The sequence below is a fragment of the Gordonia sp. N1V genome, assembly GCF_029269935.1.
In the GTDB taxonomy this organism is placed as follows: domain Bacteria; phylum Actinomycetota; class Actinomycetes; order Mycobacteriales; family Mycobacteriaceae; genus Gordonia; species Gordonia polyisoprenivorans.
Genome location: NZ_JARJDD010000011.1, coordinates 104,984 through 123,310, shown reverse-complemented (window position 1 = coordinate 123,310; position 18,327 = coordinate 104,984). Strand labels below are relative to the sequence as shown.

14 protein-coding genes are annotated in these 18,327 nt (G+C 67.8%); 8 read left to right on the top strand and 6 right to left on the bottom strand.

Annotated elements, in window-relative coordinates:
* Nucleotides 1–155: 155 nt before the first annotated feature.
* From P3L18_RS15800 to P3L18_RS15790, 3 genes are all read left to right on the top strand, one after another.
* Nucleotides 156–2,513 (top strand): MMPL family transporter, encoded by a 2,358-nt coding sequence (locus tag P3L18_RS15800; RefSeq protein WP_276114590.1) that lies wholly within the window; start codon nucleotides 156–158, stop codon nucleotides 2,511–2,513.
* Nucleotides 2,467–3,147 carry a TetR/AcrR family transcriptional regulator gene (locus tag P3L18_RS15795; RefSeq protein WP_276114589.1) on the top strand — a complete coding sequence of 227 codons (681 nt, stop codon included), beginning with the start codon at nucleotides 2,467–2,469 and terminating at the stop codon, nucleotides 3,145–3,147. Before P3L18_RS15800 ends, P3L18_RS15795 begins: the two co-directional genes overlap by 47 nt.
* A 121-nt stretch (nucleotides 3,148–3,268) precedes the next feature.
* Nucleotides 3,269–4,126, top strand: coding sequence for a Bax inhibitor-1/YccA family protein (locus P3L18_RS15790; RefSeq protein WP_014359401.1), 858 nt, complete (start codon nucleotides 3,269–3,271; stop codon nucleotides 4,124–4,126).
* A gap of 69 nt (nucleotides 4,127–4,195) precedes the next feature.
* Here P3L18_RS15790 and P3L18_RS15785 read toward each other — a convergent pair whose 3' ends face one another.
* On the bottom strand, nucleotides 4,196–5,419 hold the full coding sequence (locus P3L18_RS15785; protein ID WP_276114588.1) for an acetyl-CoA C-acetyltransferase: 1,224 nt from the start codon (nucleotides 5,417–5,419) through the stop codon (nucleotides 4,196–4,198).
* A gap of 59 nt (nucleotides 5,420–5,478) precedes the next feature.
* Nucleotides 5,479–6,081 (bottom strand): TetR/AcrR family transcriptional regulator, encoded by a 603-nt coding sequence (locus P3L18_RS15780; RefSeq protein WP_276114587.1) that lies wholly within the window; start codon nucleotides 6,079–6,081, stop codon nucleotides 5,479–5,481.
* 85 nt (nucleotides 6,082–6,166) lie between these two features.
* Between P3L18_RS15780 and P3L18_RS15775 the strand changes: the two genes are divergently transcribed.
* Nucleotides 6,167–7,582 (top strand): MDR family MFS transporter, encoded by a 1,416-nt coding sequence (locus tag P3L18_RS15775; RefSeq protein WP_079930405.1) that lies wholly within the window; start codon nucleotides 6,167–6,169, stop codon nucleotides 7,580–7,582.
* A gap of 19 nt (nucleotides 7,583–7,601) precedes the next feature.
* On the opposite strand, the gene P3L18_RS15770 is transcribed toward P3L18_RS15775, so the two are convergent.
* On the bottom strand, nucleotides 7,602–8,540 hold the full coding sequence (locus tag P3L18_RS15770) for a GDSL-type esterase/lipase family protein (protein WP_276114586.1): 939 nt from the start codon (nucleotides 8,538–8,540) through the stop codon (nucleotides 7,602–7,604).
* Nucleotides 8,541–8,679: 139 nt separating this feature from the next.
* Between P3L18_RS15770 and P3L18_RS15765 the strand changes: the two genes are divergently transcribed.
* Genes P3L18_RS15765 through ilvA form a run of 3 tightly spaced genes read left to right on the top strand, consistent with a single transcriptional unit; the run spans nucleotide 8,680 to nucleotide 12,483 of the window.
* Entirely contained in the window at nucleotides 8,680–10,080 is a 1,401-nt protein-coding gene (locus P3L18_RS15765; RefSeq protein WP_079930412.1) for a cystathionine beta-synthase, read from the top strand.
* 40 nt (nucleotides 10,081–10,120) lie between these two features.
* Nucleotides 10,121–11,275 (top strand): cystathionine gamma-synthase, encoded by a 1,155-nt coding sequence (locus tag P3L18_RS15760; protein ID WP_006372317.1) that lies wholly within the window; start codon nucleotides 10,121–10,123, stop codon nucleotides 11,273–11,275.
* A gap of 8 nt (nucleotides 11,276–11,283) precedes the next feature.
* Nucleotides 11,284–12,483 (top strand): threonine ammonia-lyase, encoded by a 1,200-nt coding sequence (gene ilvA / locus P3L18_RS15755; protein ID WP_276114585.1) that lies wholly within the window; start codon nucleotides 11,284–11,286, stop codon nucleotides 12,481–12,483.
* Nucleotides 12,484–12,529: 46 nt separating this feature from the next.
* On the opposite strand, the gene P3L18_RS15750 is transcribed toward ilvA, so the two are convergent.
* The gene (locus P3L18_RS15750) at nucleotides 12,530–13,048 is read right to left on the bottom strand and encodes an SRPBCC family protein (RefSeq protein WP_006372315.1); all 519 of its coding nucleotides are present in this window, start codon (nucleotides 13,046–13,048) and stop codon (nucleotides 12,530–12,532) included.
* Between the two features lie 79 nt (nucleotides 13,049–13,127).
* Between P3L18_RS15750 and P3L18_RS15745 the strand changes: the two genes are divergently transcribed.
* Nucleotides 13,128–16,427, top strand: coding sequence for a BTAD domain-containing putative transcriptional regulator (locus P3L18_RS15745; RefSeq protein WP_276114584.1), 3,300 nt, complete (start codon nucleotides 13,128–13,130; stop codon nucleotides 16,425–16,427).
* On the opposite strand, the gene P3L18_RS15740 is transcribed toward P3L18_RS15745, so the two are convergent.
* A complete protein-coding gene (locus tag P3L18_RS15740; RefSeq protein ID WP_006372312.1) occupies nucleotides 16,409–17,245 on the bottom strand; it encodes an ABC transporter permease in 837 nt (278 codons plus the stop codon). The two genes, P3L18_RS15745 and P3L18_RS15740, sit on opposite strands and share 19 nt — an antisense overlap.
* Nucleotides 17,242–18,279 (bottom strand): ATP-binding cassette domain-containing protein, encoded by a 1,038-nt coding sequence (locus tag P3L18_RS15735; protein WP_276114583.1) that lies wholly within the window; start codon nucleotides 18,277–18,279, stop codon nucleotides 17,242–17,244. The genes P3L18_RS15740 and P3L18_RS15735 overlap by 4 nt, the downstream gene beginning before the upstream one ends.
* Nucleotides 18,280–18,327: the final 48 nt, after the last annotated feature.

The following is an 18,327-nucleotide window of genomic DNA, read 5'->3' as shown; positions in this document are numbered from 1 at the left end:
GCATGCCACGGCCGCCTCGGATCGTCGTCGGCGGATCGCATCTGTGCGGCGGTGCTGACGAAAGATCGTCGTCATACGGTGGATGCGGCCTTGACCCGTTGACTTACTACCGATAACTTAACGGGGATAACTCACCTTCCACGGCTGGAGTGGCCATGCTGGATCGTTTGACCAGGTTCGTGAGCGGATTCCCCAAAACCGTTCTCGCCGTGGCCTTCGTGCTGCTCGTCGGGTGTGGGCTGTACGGCGCGTCCGCGGCGGGTCATCTGCTCGCCGGCGGCTACGAGGACCCGAACTCCGAGTCGGCGAAGGCGGCCTCGGTCATCGACAAGACCTTCGATCGGGGTGGTCCGCAGTTCGTTCTCAAGCTCGACGGCGCGCCGGGAGTCGACATGGCGACCGACCCGACCGCGAAGACGACCGGCCAACAGATCATCTCCGAACTGGGCTCGAGCGGCCACGTGCAGCAACCGATCCTGTCGGTCTGGACCAATCCCGACCTCGCTCCGGCGCTGCTGAGCAAGGACAAGTCGTCGGCGCTGATCGTCACGACTCTGGCCGGCGGTGAGAACGACGCACCGCGCTACGCCGAGGAACTCGCCCAGCGCTACAGCGGCACGCGCGAGGGCGTCACCATCCGGGCCGGTGGGCAGGCGATGGTCTTCCACGATGTCAACGCGCAGACCACCCGCGACCTCGCGGTCGCCGAGGCCATCGCGATCCCGATCAGCTTCCTCGTGCTCATCGTCGTGTTCGGGGGAGTGGTGGCGGCGCTGCTGCCGATCCTCGTCGGCGTCGTCGCGATCGTCGCGACCTTCGCGATGCTGCGCGTCATCGGGTCGATGACCGACGTGTCGATCTTCGCGCTGAATCTCACCACCGCAATGGGTTTGGCGCTGGCGATCGACTACACCCTGCTGTTGGTGACCCGATATCGCGAAGAACTCGCCGCCGGCCGGGACACGCGGTCGGCGATCGCGGTGATGATGCAGACCGCGGGCCGCACGGTCACCTTCTCCGGAGTCACGGTGGCACTGTCGCTGTGCGCCTTGGCGATCTTTCCGATGTACTTCTTGCGGTCATTCGCCTACGCGGGACTCGGAGTGGTTGTCGTCGCCGTACTCGCCGCACTGGTGCTGACCCCGGCCTTGCTCATGCTGCTCGGTCCGCGTATCGACGCACTCGACGCCCGCCGACCACTGCGCCGACTCCTCGGGCGGGGCGAGCCCGCACCGGTGCCGATCGAGCAGGGCCGGTGGTATCGATTCGTCAGTGCTGTTCTGCGGCAAGCTGTTCCGGTGGGTGCCGGCGTGATCTTGGTGCTGTTGGTCCTGGGTGCGCCGTTCGCATCGATCACCTTCGGCTTCCCCGACGACCGGGTCCTGCCGAAGACGGCCACCGTGCACCAGGTGTCGGAGGAGATGCGCACCGATTTCGCCGAGAACCTCTCGGGTGCACTGACCGCCGTTGTCACCGGTGGCACCGACCGGGCACGCACCGAGTACGCGCAAACCCTGTCGCGGGTCGACGGGATCAGTTCGGTGTCGGGTGCTGCGGGCACCTTCGTCGACGGCAGGCAAGTGGCACCACCGCAGCCCGGTGACCTCCACACGGCGGCCGACGGCACCACCACCGCGTTGCTGTCGGTCAGCGGCAGCGCCGAGCCCCTGACCGACGCCGGCGCCGACGAGCTGGCAGCCCTGCGTGCAGCGCCCGTCCCGGAGGGCATGACGTCGCAGTTCGCGGGGCTACAAGCCAGCAACACCGACACCGTCGACTCCATCTACGCGCATCTGCCGTGGGTGCTCGGTGTGATCGCCCTTGCCACGTTCGTTCTGCTGTTCCTGTTCACCGGCAGCGTCGTCCTGCCGCTGAAGGCGCTGGTCCTAAACGTGTTGTCGCTGTCGGCGACGTTCGGGGCGATGGTGTGGTTCTTTCAGGAGGGCCACCTGGGCGGACTGGGAACCACCGCAACGGGGTTCCTGGTGGCCACCATGCCGGTGCTGATGTTTTGTATCGCCTTCGGGCTGTCGATGGACTACGAGGTGTTCCTGCTCGGCCGAGTCCGTGAGGAGTGGCTGGCCTCGGACCGCACGCGGGCGGCCAACGATCACGCCGTGGCCGTCGGCCTGGCGCGCACCGGTCGCGTCGTCACCGCCGCGGCCCTGTTGATGAGCATCGTGTTCGCGGGAATCGCTGCGTCAGAGGTGTCGTTCATGCGTATGTTCGGCGTAGGCCTGACTCTGGCGGTGCTGATGGATGCCACCGTCATTCGCATGTTGCTGGTACCTGCGTTCATGCGGATCGCCGGCCGCGCCAACTGGTGGGCACCACGTCCGCTGCGGGCGCTGCACGATCGCATCGGACTCACCGAGGCGGGACCGCCCGATCCTCGGATCGCCGACGAATGCACACCGGCACAGGACCCCACCGACCACCAGCCCACACAAGACCGTCAGGAGACACGTGACCATCCAGAGGCGGCGGACCAGATCCCCCCGCGGATCGGGTGAACTGCTCGCCGACGAGATCATCGACGCAGCCACCGACCTGCTCCTCGACGAGGCAGATGCGTCGGCGGTGTCGATCCGTGCGGTCGCCACCCGCGTCGGGGTGACGCCGCCATCGATCTATTTGCACTTCGCCGACAAGGACGCACTTCTCGACGCCGTGTGCGCCCACTACTTCGAGCAACTCGACGAGAAACTGGCCGACGCCGAGCACTGTGTGGCCGACCCGCTGGAGCGGGCGTTGAGCCTCGGGATGGCCTATATCCGGTTCGCGCTGTCGACCCCGGTGCTGTACCGGCAGGCGTTTTCCCGCGTCACCGCCGACACCCCGACACGGGTCGACGAGGTGCTCGCCACGTCGGCGGTCGTACGGTTCTCCCGCACCGTGAGCGAACTCGCCGAGGCGGGGATGTTCGAGGCCGAGGAGGTTGCTGACATCGTGCTCGAATGGTGGTCGGCCGCCCACGGTATTGCCTCGCTGATGATCTCCAAACCCAGCCTGAACTGGGGTGACGACCTCGATCGTGCTGAGACGATGCTGCGGTCGATGTGTCTGGGCCGGGCCGTGATGGGTGTGACCGCAGCCCGAGAGCCCGATGAGGTCCGCAGGCTGCTGACCGAGTTGGGCACCCGCTGACCGATTTGTCGGACCCGGCTTCTGACACGAATGGTCAAGAGAAGGTAAAGTCGGAACTCTGACGGGTGATCGCCCGTTGTCCAGACGAGATACCCACTCACGTTCAGATAGGGAGCGCCAGGTGCGAGATAGCAGCAATCCGGTGATGCGCGGCGTGGTCCGCGACAATCAGACCGCCGGCGGCTATGCGGGCTTCGGCACCGGTGCGGCCGGTGCCGGTCAGGCAGCCATGTACAACCAGTACGGCCAGCAGGTGCCGCCGTACACCCAGCAGCCCACCACCACGACCCGGCAGCTCACCATCGATGACGTCGTCACCAAGACCGCCATCACCCTGGGCGTACTCACCATCTCGGCGATCGCGGCCTACTTCCTGGTGTCGGCGAACGAAGCGCTCGCGATGCCGCTGTTCGGCATCGGTGCCATCGTCGGGCTGGTCCTGGTATTGATCGCTTCGTTCGGGCGCAAGCAGGACAATCCGGCGATCGTGCTGGGGTATGCGGTGTTCGAGGGCTTGTTCGTCGGATCGATCTCCTACGTCTTCGCCAACTGGATGGTCAGCGGCACCAGTGCCGGCGCACTGATCGGGCAGGCCGTCCTGGGCACGTTCGGTGTGTTCTTCGGCATGTTGCTGGTTTACAAGGTCGGTGCGATCCGCGTGACCCCGCGGTTCACTCGGATGTTGTTCGCCGGGCTCATCGGGGTCATCGTGCTGATGGTCGGCAACCTGATCATGAGCCTGTTCACCGGCGGTGCCGGCATCCTGCGTGACGGTGGCCCGATCGCGATCATCTTCTCGCTGATCTGCATCGCGCTGGCCGCGTTCAGCTTCCTCGTCGACTTCGATGCCGCCGACCGCCTCATCCGAGCAGGCGCCCCCGACCGCGCCGCCTGGGGTGTGGCCCTGGGCCTGACGGTCACCCTGGTCTGGCTCTACGTCGAGATCCTGCGACTGCTGAGCTACTTCCAGTCGGACTAGTTCCTTCGGTACAAAAGAAACCCCGCTCCTTCTGCGAAGGAGCGGGGTTTCTTCTTTGTTCTGATCAGCTCAGCTCAGGCGCTCGAGCACCATTGCCATGCCCTGGCCGCCACCGACGCACATCGACTCGATGCCAAAGGTCTTGTCGTGGGTCTGCAGGTTGTTCAGCAGTGTGGTGGTGATGCGGGCACCGGTCATGCCGAAGGGATGGCCGAGGGCGATCGCACCGCCGGAGACGTTGAGCTTGTCGTGGTCGATGCCGAGGGCGTCGGCCGAGCCGAGCACCTGCACCGCGAAGGCCTCGTTGATCTCGACCAGGTCGATGTCGGACAACGACATCCCCGACACCTTCAACACCTTGCGGATCGCCTCGATCGGGCCGAGTCCCATGATCTCCGGCGACAGTCCGGTCGCGGCGGTGGCGACCACCCGGGCAAACGGGGTCAGCCCGAGCGCTTTGGCCTTGGTGTCGCTCATGATCACCAGGGCGGCCGCGCCGTCGTTGAGTGGGCAGGCGTTGCCCGCGGTGATGGTGCCGTCGGGGCGGAACACCGGCTTGAGCTGGCTGACCTTCTCGTAGGTGGTGCCGGCGCGCGGACCGTCGTCGGTGCTGACCACGGTGCCGTCGGGCAGGGTCACCGGATCGATCTCGCGCTCGAAGAAGCCGGCCTTGATGGCCTCTTCTGCGAGGTTCTGGCTGCGCACACCCCAACGATCCTGATCCTCGCGGGAGATGCCGGTGAAGCTCGCGACATTCTCGGCGGTTTGACCCATCGCGATGTAGACGTCGGGCAGGATGCCGTCCTCACGCGGATCGTGCCACGCCGGGGCACCGCCCTGAGCGGTCTTCTCGGTGCGGGCGATCGCGTCGTCGAAGATGGGGTTCTTGGAGTTCGGGGCGCCGTCGGCACCACCGGAGATCCCGAAGCTCGAGACGCTTTCGACGCCGCCGGAGATGAAGACGTCACCTTCGCCGGATCGGATGGCGTGCAACGCCATCCGGGTGGTCTGCAGCGACGACGAGCAGTAGCGGTTCACCGTGACACCGGGGATGTGGTCGTAGCCGAGTTCGACGGCGAGCACGCGGCCGATGTTGTAGCCACCCTGTCCGGCGGGCTGGCCGATACCCCAGTGGATGTCCTCGATGTCGGTCGGGTCGAGTTCGGGAACCTTCGCCAGTGCGGCGGCAATCATCTGGCGAGAGAGCTCGTCGGGGCGGATGTCCTTCAGGGACCCCTTCCCGGCGCGGCCGATCGGGGAGCGGGCATGGGCGACAATCACGGCTTCAGGCATGTGGCCCAGATTACTGGACCGCGCGATGCGGCCGATCGGGCGCCATCGGGTGCGGGCGGCTATCCGGGGCCAGGCGTGACCAACGGCAGGAAGACCTCGTCGACGATCTCCTCGAGCGTCTCATCGGCAACCGGTGCCAGCGTCATCATCACCTCATGACGGTAGAGGTCGAACGGCACCGCGACCACTCGCGCGGTGAGCCGGGCCGGGTCGACCTCGCCGCGCGCCACCGCTCGCTCGAGGATCGTGTCGAGGTTCGACGGCCGACCGCCGAACAGCACCGCGCGGAGATCGCGTGGGGTCTCCCCGGTTTCGGCGTAGAACTCGCCGAGCGCGGCGCTGAGCATGACCAGGAAGTTCGACCGGTTGCGGTTGGCGTCGCGTAACGCGGCCAGCAGATCGCCACGCAGCGTCCCGGTATCGGCGAGGACAGGAGCGGCCAGCTCGCCGCGGCGTCGGATTACCGCACGCACCAGGTCCGCGCGGTCGGACCATCGGCGATAGAGCACCGGTCGGCTCGTGCCCGCTCGCTCGGCCACCGCCTCGAACGTCAGACCGCCGTAACCGCGGTCACGCAATTGATCCCATGCGGCGTCGAGGATCGCCGCCTCGAGTTCCGCCCCACGGCGACGGGTCGGTTTCGCCCGCTCCTCAAGATCCACTTGCGTATCTTATCGCGCCGGTCTACGGTCGAGAAATAGATACACCAATGTATCTTAATGACTCTATGGGGAACGAGGCCCGCTCATGTCCACCGTGCGGCACGACGAAGGTGCGAACGGCCACGAGACCGTCGGCGAAACGCCGCCGACGCAGGAGGTACCGCGCGAGGTCCGGAGGGTGGCGATCGCGGTCATCGTCGGACTCGTCGCGCCGATTCTGGACACCACGATCGTGACCATCGCGCTCGACGCGTTGAGTCGGGATCTGCACGCGACGGTGAGCACCGTGCAATGGGTGAGTACGGGGTATCTTCTCGCACTCGCGGTGGCTGTTCCGCTGGCGGGTTGGGCGGCAACCCGATTCGGCTCCCGCGCAGCATGGACTGGCGGGCTCGTGCTGTTCCTCGCCGGATCGGTGATGTGCGCGGCGTCGTGGAACATCGACTCGCTCATCGCCTTTCGGGTGATCCAGGGATTCGGTGCCGGGCTGATCATGCCACTGATGACGTCGATCCTGGTGGCGGCCTCCGGCGGGGTGGCACTGGGCCGACTGGTGGCGATGGTGAGTCTGCCGACGGCGCTCGGGCCGATCCTCGGGCCGGTGGTCGGCGGGATCATCCTGAACTGGCTCGATTGGCGATGGCTGTTCCTGGTCAACGTGCCGTTGTGCATCGCCGCGCTGATCCTGGCGAGACGTATCCCCGTCGACCGTAGCTCCACGGCTCCGCTCGACGTACTCGGACTGCTCCTACTTGCACCCGGGCTGGCGGCGTTGCTGCTCGGTCTCTCCAACGCGCACAACGGAATCGGGCAGATGGATGTGATCGTTCCGGTCGCCGCGGGCGTGGTGTTGACCGCCGCCTTCACCTGGCATGCGCTGCGTCGGAATGGAGTCGCCCTGGTCAACGTCGGCGAATTGCGGCGGCGTTCGGTGAGCGTCTCATCGCTTGGATTGTGCTTCTTCGGCATTGCCTCCTTTGGTGCGATGTTCTTGATGCCCTTGTACTTTCAGCAGGTCAGGGGTGACTCGGTCCTGCAGGCCGCGCTCGTGCTCATCCCGCAGGGGGTCGGGGCGCTGGCCACCCGGAGCCTGGCCGGACGGTTCACCGACACGATCGGCGCACGGTGGGTTGCGGTCACCGGCTTCGCGGTGGTGGCCGCGGCGACGGTTCCGTTCGCGGTCGCCGGCGATCACACCAACACGGTCTGGCTGATGGTGGTCCTCCTCGTTCGCGGCTTCGGTCTCGGGACGCTGCTGTCGCCGCTGATGTCGGCCGGCTTCATCGGATTGCCGGGTTCGGCACGTCACGACGTCAGCATGCTGAACCGGACCTTCCAACAGGTGGGCGGATCGTTCGGCACGGCCCTGCTCGCGGTGGTGTTGACCGCGCGGATGGGTGGGGGCACCGGATTCCACGACGCGTTCTGGTGGGCTGCGGGTCTCGCCGCTGTCGGCGCCGCGGTTTCGCTGCTGCTGCCCGACGGCCGCGCCGTCGTCTGAGGGCGTCGGCGGGCGATGCTCAGCGCACCGTGCGCGCGATCCGCAGGACCCTCTCGGTGAGTTTGCTGTTGTCCACCGACGGCGACACCTCGGGTGGCTCGGGCAGCGGCTCGGGACCCCACTCGCCGAGCGCCGCGAGCACCTCCGGAAGCAGTATGTCGGCAGCGAGGGAGTATCCGTCGGCCGACGGGTGGTAGCGGTCGAAGGAGAACATTCGGTCCGGGGCGTCGCGGAAGTCCTCCGCCAGCAGATCGGCCATCGGGACCGCACGCCCGCCTGCCGAGACGACCGCGGCCTTCTGCCGCGCGGCCAGTCGCATGCCCCATATCCGCAGCACCGAGCGCAGCGGTTGGGGGATCGCGGTGATCACACCGAAATCGGGGCACGTACCGACCACCACCTGGGCGTCGATGGCGCGCAATCTGCTCACCGCCGACCGGAGTCGGCCCGCCGAGGCGCGAACGCCGTTGCGGGCGGTGACATCGTTGGCGCCCACCAGGATCACCGCGATGTCGGGACGGTCACCGGCGATGAGCATGGCGTCGATCTGCGCGGCCAAGCCCTTCGACGTCGCGCCGACGATCGCCTTGTTGCTGTAGCGCACCACGTGCCCGGTCTCGACCGCCACTCGACGGGCCACCCGTGCGCCCGGGGTCTGCGCGCCGGTGTCGGCGCCGAGACCGGCGGCGGTGGAATCCCCGAACACCGCGAGATGCAGCTCGATCTCGTCACGATTGTCGCGGGTGACCCGATGCGGGCCGCTGCCGTCCGGGCGATAGATCCCGTCACCGTCGGGAGCGTTGTCGGTGCGGTGCGGGATGACGGTGCGCGTCTTCTGCGCCTGCCACACCAGCAGGTTGTAGCCGCCCCACGTGATGCCCGCAGCGGCGGTCGTCGCGGCCGCGGTGGCCCCGAGATCGCGCAGCAGATGGTGGTCGGTGGGGCGCGGACCGGTCACGGGTGACAGCTTACCGATGCCTGGGCCGGCGACCGGTGACCTGCGGGTCTGCGGGTCGCCATCGGCACGGCGATCTGCGGTGATCCGGGAATCGACGTCGGATGGAAACGACGGAGAGGGTTCTGGGACCATGGAGGGCATGCGCATCGCCAATCACGTCGTCGACCTGGTGGGCAACACGCCCCTGGTCAAACTCAATTCGGTGGTCACGCCCGGCTCCGGGCTGGTGGCGGCCAAGGTCGAATACCTCAACCCCGGGGGCAGCAGCAAGGACCGTATCGCGCTCCGCATGATCGAGGCCGCCGAGAAATCCGGTGCGCTCAAGCCGGGCGGCACCATCGTCGAGCCGACCTCGGGTAACACCGGGGTCGGTTTGGCGCTCGTCGCACAGCAGCGCGGATACCACTGCGTGTTCGTCTGCCCCGACAAGGTCGGCGAGGACAAGCGCAACGTGCTGCGCGCCTACGGCGCCGAGGTCGTCGTCTGCCCCACGGCGGTCGCACCCGAGCACCCCGACAGCTACTACAACGTCTCCGACCGGCTGGTCCGCGAGATCGACGGTGCGTGGAAGCCCAACCAGTACGCGAATCCCGCTGGGCCGCAGAGCCACTACGAGACGACCGGTCCGGAGATCTGGGCCGACACCGACGGCCGGGTCACCCACTTCGTGGCCGGCGTCGGCACCGGCGGCACCATCACCGGCACCGGGCGCTACCTCAAGGAGGTCTCCGGTGGCGCGGTAAAGGTCGTCGGTGTCGACCCCGAGGGGTCGGTGTACTCCGGCGGTACCGGACGGCCCTACCTGGTGGAGGGTGTCGGCGAGGACTTCTGGCCGGAGGCCTACGACCCGAGCGTGCCCGACGAGATCATCGCGGTCTCCGACGCCGACTCCTTCGACATGACGCGACGCCTCGCCCGTGAGGAGGGCCTGCTCGTCGGCGGATCGTGCGGGATGGCCGTGGTCGCGGCGCTGCGGGTCGCCGAGCGCGAGGGCCCCGACGCCGTCGTCGTCGTGCTGCTGCCCGACGGTGGCCGTGGCTACATGGCGAAGATCTTCAACGACGAGTGGATGAGCAGCTACGGCTTCCTGCGAACCCCTCTCGATGCGAAGGCCACCGAACCACTCGTCGGCGACGTGCTGCGCGGCAAGACCGGCGCACTGCCCGACCTGGTGCACACCCATCCGTCGGAGACCCTGCGCGACGCCATCGAGATCCTCCGTGAATACGGGGTGTCGCAGATGCCGGTCGTCGGTGCCGAGCCGCCGGTGATGGCTGGCGAGGTCGCCGGAGCGGTCACCGAACGGGATCTGCTCAGCGCCGTGTTCGAGGGCCGCGCCAACCTCGCCGACCCGGTGTCGGCGCACATGGGAGAACCGTTCCCGCTCATCGGTTCCGGCGAGCCGGTGTCGGCGGCGACCAAGGCGCTCTCGGACACCGACGCGCTGATGGTGGTCGAGGACGGCAAGCCGATCGGCGTCATCACCCGCCACGATCTGCTGGCCTTCGTCAGCACCCATCCGACCATCACCGCCGGCTGACACCGGCTTCCCCCGACGTCCACCGACGAGGAGTTATCCCGTGAGTTCCCAGCAGCGTCCCCGCGGTTTCGCGACCGACGCCATCCACGCCGGCTACGAGCCCAACCCGCTCAACGGGGCGGTCAACGTCCCGATCTATGCCAGTTCGACCTTCGCCCAGGACGGCGTCGGCGGCATGCGCGACGGATTCGAATACGCCCGCACCGGCAACCCGACGCGCCGGGTGCTCGAGGCGAACATCGCCGCGATCGAACACGGCACCTACGGACGGGGTTTCGCCTCCGGGATGGCCGCCACCGACGCGTTGCTCCGTGCGTGCCTGCGCCCCGGGGATCATCTGGTCATCCCGAATGACGCCTACGGCGGCACCTTCCGGCTCATCGACAAGGTCTTCACCCAGTGGGGCATCACCTATTCGGTTGCGCCGGTCACCGACGCCGACGCCATCCGTGCGGCGATCACCCCGCAGACGAAGCTGGTGTGGGTGGAGACGCCCACCAATCCGCTGCTCAACGTCGGCGACATCGAACAGACCGCCGCGATCGCCCACGACGCCGGCGCAAAGTTGGTGGTGGACAACACCTTTGCCACACCTTACCTGCAGCAGCCGCTGTCGCTGGGGGCCGACGTCGTGCTGCACTCGACGACGAAGTACCTCGGCGGGCACTCCGACGTGGTCGGCGGCGCTCTGGTCACCGACGACGCCGAACTCGACGACGCGATCGCCTTCCTGCAGAACGGGGCCGGTGCGGTACCCGGGCCCTTCGACGCCTACCTGACCATGCGCGGCATCAAGACCCTGGCAGTGCGGATGGAAAAGCACTGCGACAACGCCGAAGCCGTCGTCGATTACCTGTCGAATCACGACCGGATCGACCGCGTGCTCTACCCGGGACTGCCGATGCACCCCGGTAACGAGGTCGCGAGCAAGCAGATGAAGCGTTTCGGCGGGATGGTCTCGGTCCTCGTGGCCGGCGGCATCGAGGACGCCCAGAAGTTCTGCGCGCGCACCGAGGTGTTCACCCTCGCCGAATCCCTGGGCGGGATCGAGTCACTCATCGAGCATCCCGGCGCGATGACCCACGCGTCGACGGCGGGCTCGCTGCTCGAGGTGCCCGCCAACCTCGTGCGGCTGTCGGTCGGCATCGAGGACGTCGACGACATCCTCGCCGACCTGGAGCAGGCACTGCAGTAGCGACGCCCATGCTGATCACCGCGTCCGAGATCGCCGACGCCGTCACCGAACTGCGCGGCGTCATGCGTCGTACCCCGATGGTCGCGTCCCGGGTGCTCAGCGAGCGCGCCGACCGCGAGGTCTGGCTCAAGTGCGAGAACCTGCAACGCACCGGATCGTTCAAACCCCGCGGGGCCTACTACCGGATCAGCCGGCTGAACCCGGCCGAACGCGAGCGCGGTGTGGTCGCGGCCAGTGCGGGCAACCACGCGCAGGGCGTGGCGTGGTCGGCGAGCAGACTGGGGATCTCCTCGCGGGTGTACATGCCGGTCGGCGCGGCCCTGCCGAAGATCGCCGCCACCCGCGCCTATGGCGCCGAGGTGGAGCTCGTCGGTGCCACCATCGACGAATCCCTGGTCGCCGCACGCGAATTCGCCGAGCGGACCGGAGCAGTACTGATCCACCCGTTCGATCATCGCGACATCGTGATCGGGCAGGCGACGGTCGGCGTGGAGATCTGTGAGCAGATGCCCGACGTCGGCACGATCGTGGTGCCGCTCGGCGGTGGCGGGCTGCTCGCCGGTATCGCGGCCGCGGTCAAACCCGTTCGCCCCGACGTGCGGATCATCGGCGTGCAGGCCGCAGAAGCGGCCGCGTGGCCACAGTCGCTGGCTGCCGGATCGCCGACGGCCGCGGCGCGGATGGCGACGATGGCCGACGGCATCGCGGTGGCGCTCCCGGGGGAGGTTCCGTTCGCCCACGTGACCGAACTCGTCGACGACGTCGTCACCGTCGACGAGGACGCGTTGGCGACCGCGCTGCTCCTGATGCTCGAGCGCGCCAAGCTCCTCGTCGAGCCGGCCGGGGCAGCCGGGGTCGCGGCGGTGGTTGAAGGCGTGTGTGGACAGTTGTCGGGGCCGGTGTGTGTGGTGGCCTCCGGCGGCAACATCGATCCGCTCGTGCTCAGCCACGTCACCACGACCGGACTGAGCGCCGCCGGACGGTTCCTCACCGTCACCGCCACCGTGCCGGACCGCCCCGGGGGTCTGATCTCGCTGCTGGAAATGCTGCGCGACCAGGGTGCCAGCGTCGTCGACGTGGTCCATTCACGTGTCGCCGAGGGACTCGCGCTCGGGCAGGTGCAGGTGACCGTCAGCGCCGAGACCCGGGGGCCCGACCACCAGGCGACGGTGCGCGAGGCGCTGGCCCAGGCGGGTTTCCTGCGCTGAACCGTTGGGGTGGCAGGGCCTTGAGGGGCTGAGCGCCCGGTCCGGGTCAGGCCTGCGGGGTCAGATGCGCGAAGTGCCGCAGGGTGTCCGATTCGATGCTCTTGAACACCGGCACCGAGGCCGGGTTGGAGAACGCATTCAGCGCCCGCGATGACGGGCCGAGTTCGAGGGCGAACGCCCACACGAGACGCGACCCGACTGCCGCCGGGGTGATCTCGGTGTACTCGCCGAACCGCCGCATCCCGGGGACATTGACCTTCGCGACGCGAAAAGCGTTGTGGTAGCTCGAGTTCTCGGCATCCTCGGTCCAGTCGAAGAACACCTCCGAGAGGGTGACATAGCCCGGGGCGAGCGACGCCTGCCGGGTGGTGCCGACTCCGTAGGGCGCCGCCGAGGTGAACTCGATCGACTTGATCGCCTTGCACCAGTCCAGTGTGTTCTGCCTGGTCAGTTCGGCCCACGCGCGCTGCGGTGACACCGGGATGTTGATGTCGATGCGATAGGAGATCGGGGCCGTGTCGAAGAAGTCGAGGTCGAACGGTTCGAGGTCATAGGTGCGCGCCATGAGTCGAGATTAGGGCATCGCCTCCCCGTGCACCGCCACGATCCGTCTGTCCGTCGGCGGAGTCCACTACGCTGGCGGGGTGGCCCATGACGGGGAGGTGATCATCGGACTGCTCGGTCCGGTGTCGGTGATCGCTGCGCCGCACCCGGATTCGGACTCCGACGCACCGCAGGCCACTCCGGTGCCCGGTCTTCGTGCCAAGCGCCTGCTGACGTCGCTGGCCTTGGCCGATGGACGGACCCGATCGGCCGAGCGACTCATCGACGACGTGTGGGGCGACGACGCGCCCCGGTCGCCGAGCTCGGCGTTGCACACCCAGATCTCCCGGTTGCGGCAGTTGCTCGGCGCCGCCCACCTGCAGGGGTCGGGCAGTGGATACCGGCTCGTCGGCTGCCGCACCGATCTCGACGTCGTCACCGAGATGATCGCCTCCACCGACGACGCGGAGTGCGCGGCGATCTGGTGGCGCGGGACCCCCGGCGATGATCTCGGTACCGACGAACCGGGCGGGCTGATCGACGAGCTGACCGCCCGCGCCCGGCAGGTCGCCGATCGCCTCGACCGTTCCCGCTACACTGCGGCCATGGCCGCCGGCGACCACGTCACGGCCCGATCGATCGCCGAAAAACGTTGCCTCGCTGATCCTCTCGACGAGTCCGCGCATCTGGATCTGATGCAGGCATTGGCCGCTGCGGGTCGGGTCGCCGACGCCATCGCGGTCTACACCGGACTCCGTCGGCGGCTCTCGGCCGAACTCGGGGTGGACCCGGGCGCCCAGATCAGTGCGCTGCACACCCAATTGCTCAGCGGCACCGACACTTCGGTCACGGAGCCGACCGAGGTGCCCCGGACCGTTCGTCGCGGTCGGGGCATCGGACTGCTCGCCGACACCACCGCGCTGATCGGTCGGGACGCCGACGTCGATGCGATTGTGTCGGCCATCGAGACCGGTCGGGTGGTGACCATCCAGGGTCCGGGTGGGGTCGGCAAGACCCGCGTGGCCAACCGCGTCGGTCATCGGCTCGTGGAGACCGGCGCCTCGGTGTTCTATGTCCCCCTGGCGCCGATCCGTGCCGACGACGACGTGGTCCCGGCGATCGCTGCGGCGCTCGGCGTCGGTGAGTCCGATCTGAGCGGTAACCGCCCGCGCATGAGCGTCGGTGACCTGCACGACCGGCTGCTCGACGCCGTGCGCGGTCGCGACGCGGTGCTCGTCCTCGACAACTGTGAACAGGTCATCGACCGGTGCGCCCAGATCGTCGCCGACCTACTCGCCGCCGACGACCACATCCGGGTCCTGGTCACCAGCCGCTCACCGCTCATGCTGCCCTCGGAGCGTATCCACCTGCTACCGACCCTCGACGCGCGCGAGGCCGGACCGGCAGTGCAACTGTTCGTCACCCGTGCCCGCGCGGTGCGCCCCGATGCGTTGTTGCCCCCGGACCGAGTCGCCGCGCTGTGCCGTCACCTCGACGGTCTGCCGCTGGCGATCGAACTGGCCGCCGCCCGAATCCGCACGATGACCGTCGAGGAGATCGCCGATCGCCTCGTCGAACGGTTCGCACTGTTGCGCGGTGCCGATCGCAGCGCGCCCGATCGGCACCGCACCCTCTATGCGGTCATCGACTGGAGCTGGGAGCTCCTCGACGAGGACGCACGAATCGCGTTGTGCCGGTTGTGCCGATTCCCCGGGGGAATCACCACCGACGCGGCCGCAACGGTGTTGGGCTACCACGGATTCCGGCTCGACGACACGCTCGCCGCACTGGTCAACCAGTCCTTGCTCGAGGTCACCGAGAGCGGTGGACGCGTGCGGTACCGAATGTTGGAGACGGTGCGCGAATTCGGCGAGGGCAAGCTCGGCGCCACCCCGGAGGAGTCGGAAGAGGTCGACCACCGGATGTGGCGGTGGGCCCGCGAATTCTGCGTCGACGCGGCCGCACGGTACGACGAGGGCATCGACGACGTGCTGCTCGGCGCGGTGGCCGCCGACGCCGAGAACCTCGTCTGGGTGATGCGCAGTTGCCTCGATCGCCTGAGTGCCGGCGAGCCGTCGTTGCACTCCGGCTCCCCGACCGACACCTTCCTGACCGTCATCCGGGTCTTCCCCGTGCTCTCCGGCCTGTGGATGGCGCGGGGATTGCATGCCGAGGTGTTGAACTGGGGGACAAAGATTCTCGCGGTGATCCCGACGCCACCGCGCACGGTCGCCGACGATGTGCGGCGAGACTGGGAGGCGTCGTTGCTCGCCGCGCTCGCCCACCAGGTGATGCGCCGTGATCTGCGTGCGCTGGCGAAGGGCCGCTATCACCTGCGCCTGCTCCACCGACCCGATCACGCCTACGACGAACCGACCGATCTGATCGCGGCATGCGCGCTCAGCCGTACTGCCCTCGAGGCCATGCGCCACATCGTCCGCGGCACACGGGCCGCCGAGGAGCGGGTGGCCACCGCGGCGATGGCCGCGCGGATGAACATCCGCGAGAACATGGGTGACCTCGAGGGTGCATTGCGAGACGGGGTGACCCTGCAGAAGCGAGCCGAGGCGAACGGCGACACGTGGATGTCGGCGATGGTCGAGGTAAGTGTCGGCAGCGTCCTGGGTCAACAGATGCTGTGGCGTGATGCGGTGCGTCACTATCGCAGGGGCATCGTCGAACTCGTACGCCTCGGCGCCTACGAGGACGAGATGCAGACCCGAACCTATCTGGTCGTGACACTGATCGCACTCGGTGAAATGGATTCTGCGGCAATAGAGCTCGACGTCGTCTCGGACGGGTGGACGCCGGATCAGCCCGATCCGCAGGGCAGCCCCGAACTCGGTGCGGCGCTGATGCTGGCCCACGCCGAATACCGATTCGCCAGGGGAGACACCGATCTCGCCGGTGATCTCTATCGTCGGGCCGGTGAGCAGGTGATGCGCGAGCATCCCCTCGGGGCGCAGGATCCGGGAGTGCTCATGATGGTGAGCGTCGCGGTGATCGGGTTGATGCGAGCGGGTCTCACAGAGCTGGCGCGCGGCTATCTGCCGATCCTGGGTGACGGCGTGGCGGCGACATTCTCCGCGCTCGGCTGGCACGATTCGCCCCAGGCCGGGGCGATGGCCCTGGCCGCGGGTTATGTCCTGAGCGCCGACCCGCAGACGCGCGGCGACGGCGCCCAACTCATGGTGCTGTCGCAGCGACTACGGGCTCGTCGGGATTACCCGGGCTTCGTCTACACCGTTGAACACATGCAAGAACTGTCGGGTCTCACCGATGAGGAGTGGGAGGCGCACACCGGTCCGGTCGCCGACCTGCCCCGACGCCAGGCGGCCGCACGGTTGCAGGCTATCCTGGCGTCGAGGCGTGCCGATGGTGCTCAGGCGTTGCGCATATAGGCGCGCACCGCGAGCGGTGCGAACACCGCGGTGATGACGGCCGCACCGATCAACGACCACACCACGTGAATGCCGATGTGTCCGTTGGCGGTCAGTTCCCGGACCGCGGTGACGAGATGGCTGATCGGATTGACGTTGACGAAGCCCTGCAACCAGCCGGGCATGGTGCTGACCGGGACGAAGGCATTGGACATGAAGGTCAGCGGGAACAGGATCAGCATCGAGATGCCCTGCACGGCTGAGGCTTTGCTCATCAAGCAGCCCATGAGTGCGAAGATCCAGGAGATCGCGAAGCTGCACACGATGACCAGCAGGGCGGCACCGATGGCGCCGAGGGCGTCGGGGCGCCAGCCCATGATGATGCCCATCACGATGGTCAGTGTGGTGGCGATCAGGTAGCGGATCATGTCGGCGAGCAGTGCGCCGGCGAGCGGACTGATCCGCGCGATGGGTAGGGCCCGGAATCGGTCGAAGACACCCTTGTCCATGTCCTCACGCAGCTGCGTGCCGGTGACGATGGAGGTGGTGATCACCGTCTGCACCATGATGCCGGGGATGATCACCGGCAGATACGAGTGGATGTTGCCGCTGATCGCGCCACCGAAGATGTAGGTGAACATCAGCGTGAAGATGATCGGCTGAAGCGTCACGTCGAACAGCTGCTCGGGGTTGTGCCGGATCTTGAGCACGCCGCGATAGGCCATGGTGAACGACTGGCGGATGGTCTCGCCAAGGCTCACAGAGGTTTTCACCTTGTCACGCACTTCGCGCGTGGTGATGGCCGACGGGGTGGACGTCCGGTTGAGTGTGGTGGTCATGACTGGGTCTCCTCGGTGGAGTCGTCGGTGGAGGTGTCGGCATCGGTCTCGGCGGGTTTGCCGGTGAGTGTCATGAACACCTCGTCGAGGCTGGGTTTCTGGACGTTGATCTCATCGACGGTGATGTTTTGCTCGCGCATGGCGATGAGGATGTCGGGGACGAGGTCGGGGCGGTGCAACGACGCCGAGACACGACCGGCCTCGGCCGACAGCGCGGCGGGCTCGCCGAGCATCTGCTCGACGATCTCCGCGACGCGCGGGGCGTCGGCACGGTCGGCGGGCCGCAGTTGCAGGGTGGCCGCGCCGATCGAGTTCTTGAGCCCGTCGGCGGTGTCGTCGGCGATGACGCGACCGTGGTCGATGACGGCGATGCGGTCGGCGAGCTGGTCGGCCTCGTCGAGGTACTGCGTGGTCAGCAGCACCGTTGATCCGCCGCGGACGAGATTGCGGATGGTGTCCCACATCTGGGCGCGGGTGCGGGGATCGAGGCCGGTGGTCGGCTCGTCGAGGAACAGCAGCGGCGGGGTGTCGATGAGACTGGCCGCGAGATCCAGGCGGCGACGCATGCCCCCGGAGAAGTTCTTCAGCGGCCGGTCGGCGGCGTCGGTGAGGGAGAACTCGTCGAGGAGTTCCTCGGCGCGTGACTTCGCGGCCTTGCGGGAGAAACCGAGGAGCCGGGCGAAGACGACGAGGTTCTGGGTGGCGGTGAGGTCCTCGTCGACCGAGGCGTACTGCCCGGTGACACCGACGAGCGAGCGGACCGCGACGGCGTCGGAGACGACGTCGTATCCGAAGACCGTCGCCGACCCCGCATCGGGTTTCAGGAGGGTGGCCAGCATGCTGACCGTGGTGGTCTTGCCGGCGCCGTTGGGGCCGAGGACGCCGTAGACCGAACCGGTGGGGACGGCCAGGTCCACGCCGTCGACGGCGCGGTTGTTACCGAATGTCTTGACCAGGCCGTGGGCGTCGATGGCGAGGTCGGTGGTCCGAGCCGCGCCACCCGGAGCCGGGCTGGTATGCAGTGCTGTGGTCATGGACACCACTGTGCCCGGTGTGGCTGTCGTCGCGCTTACGTCGGCTTA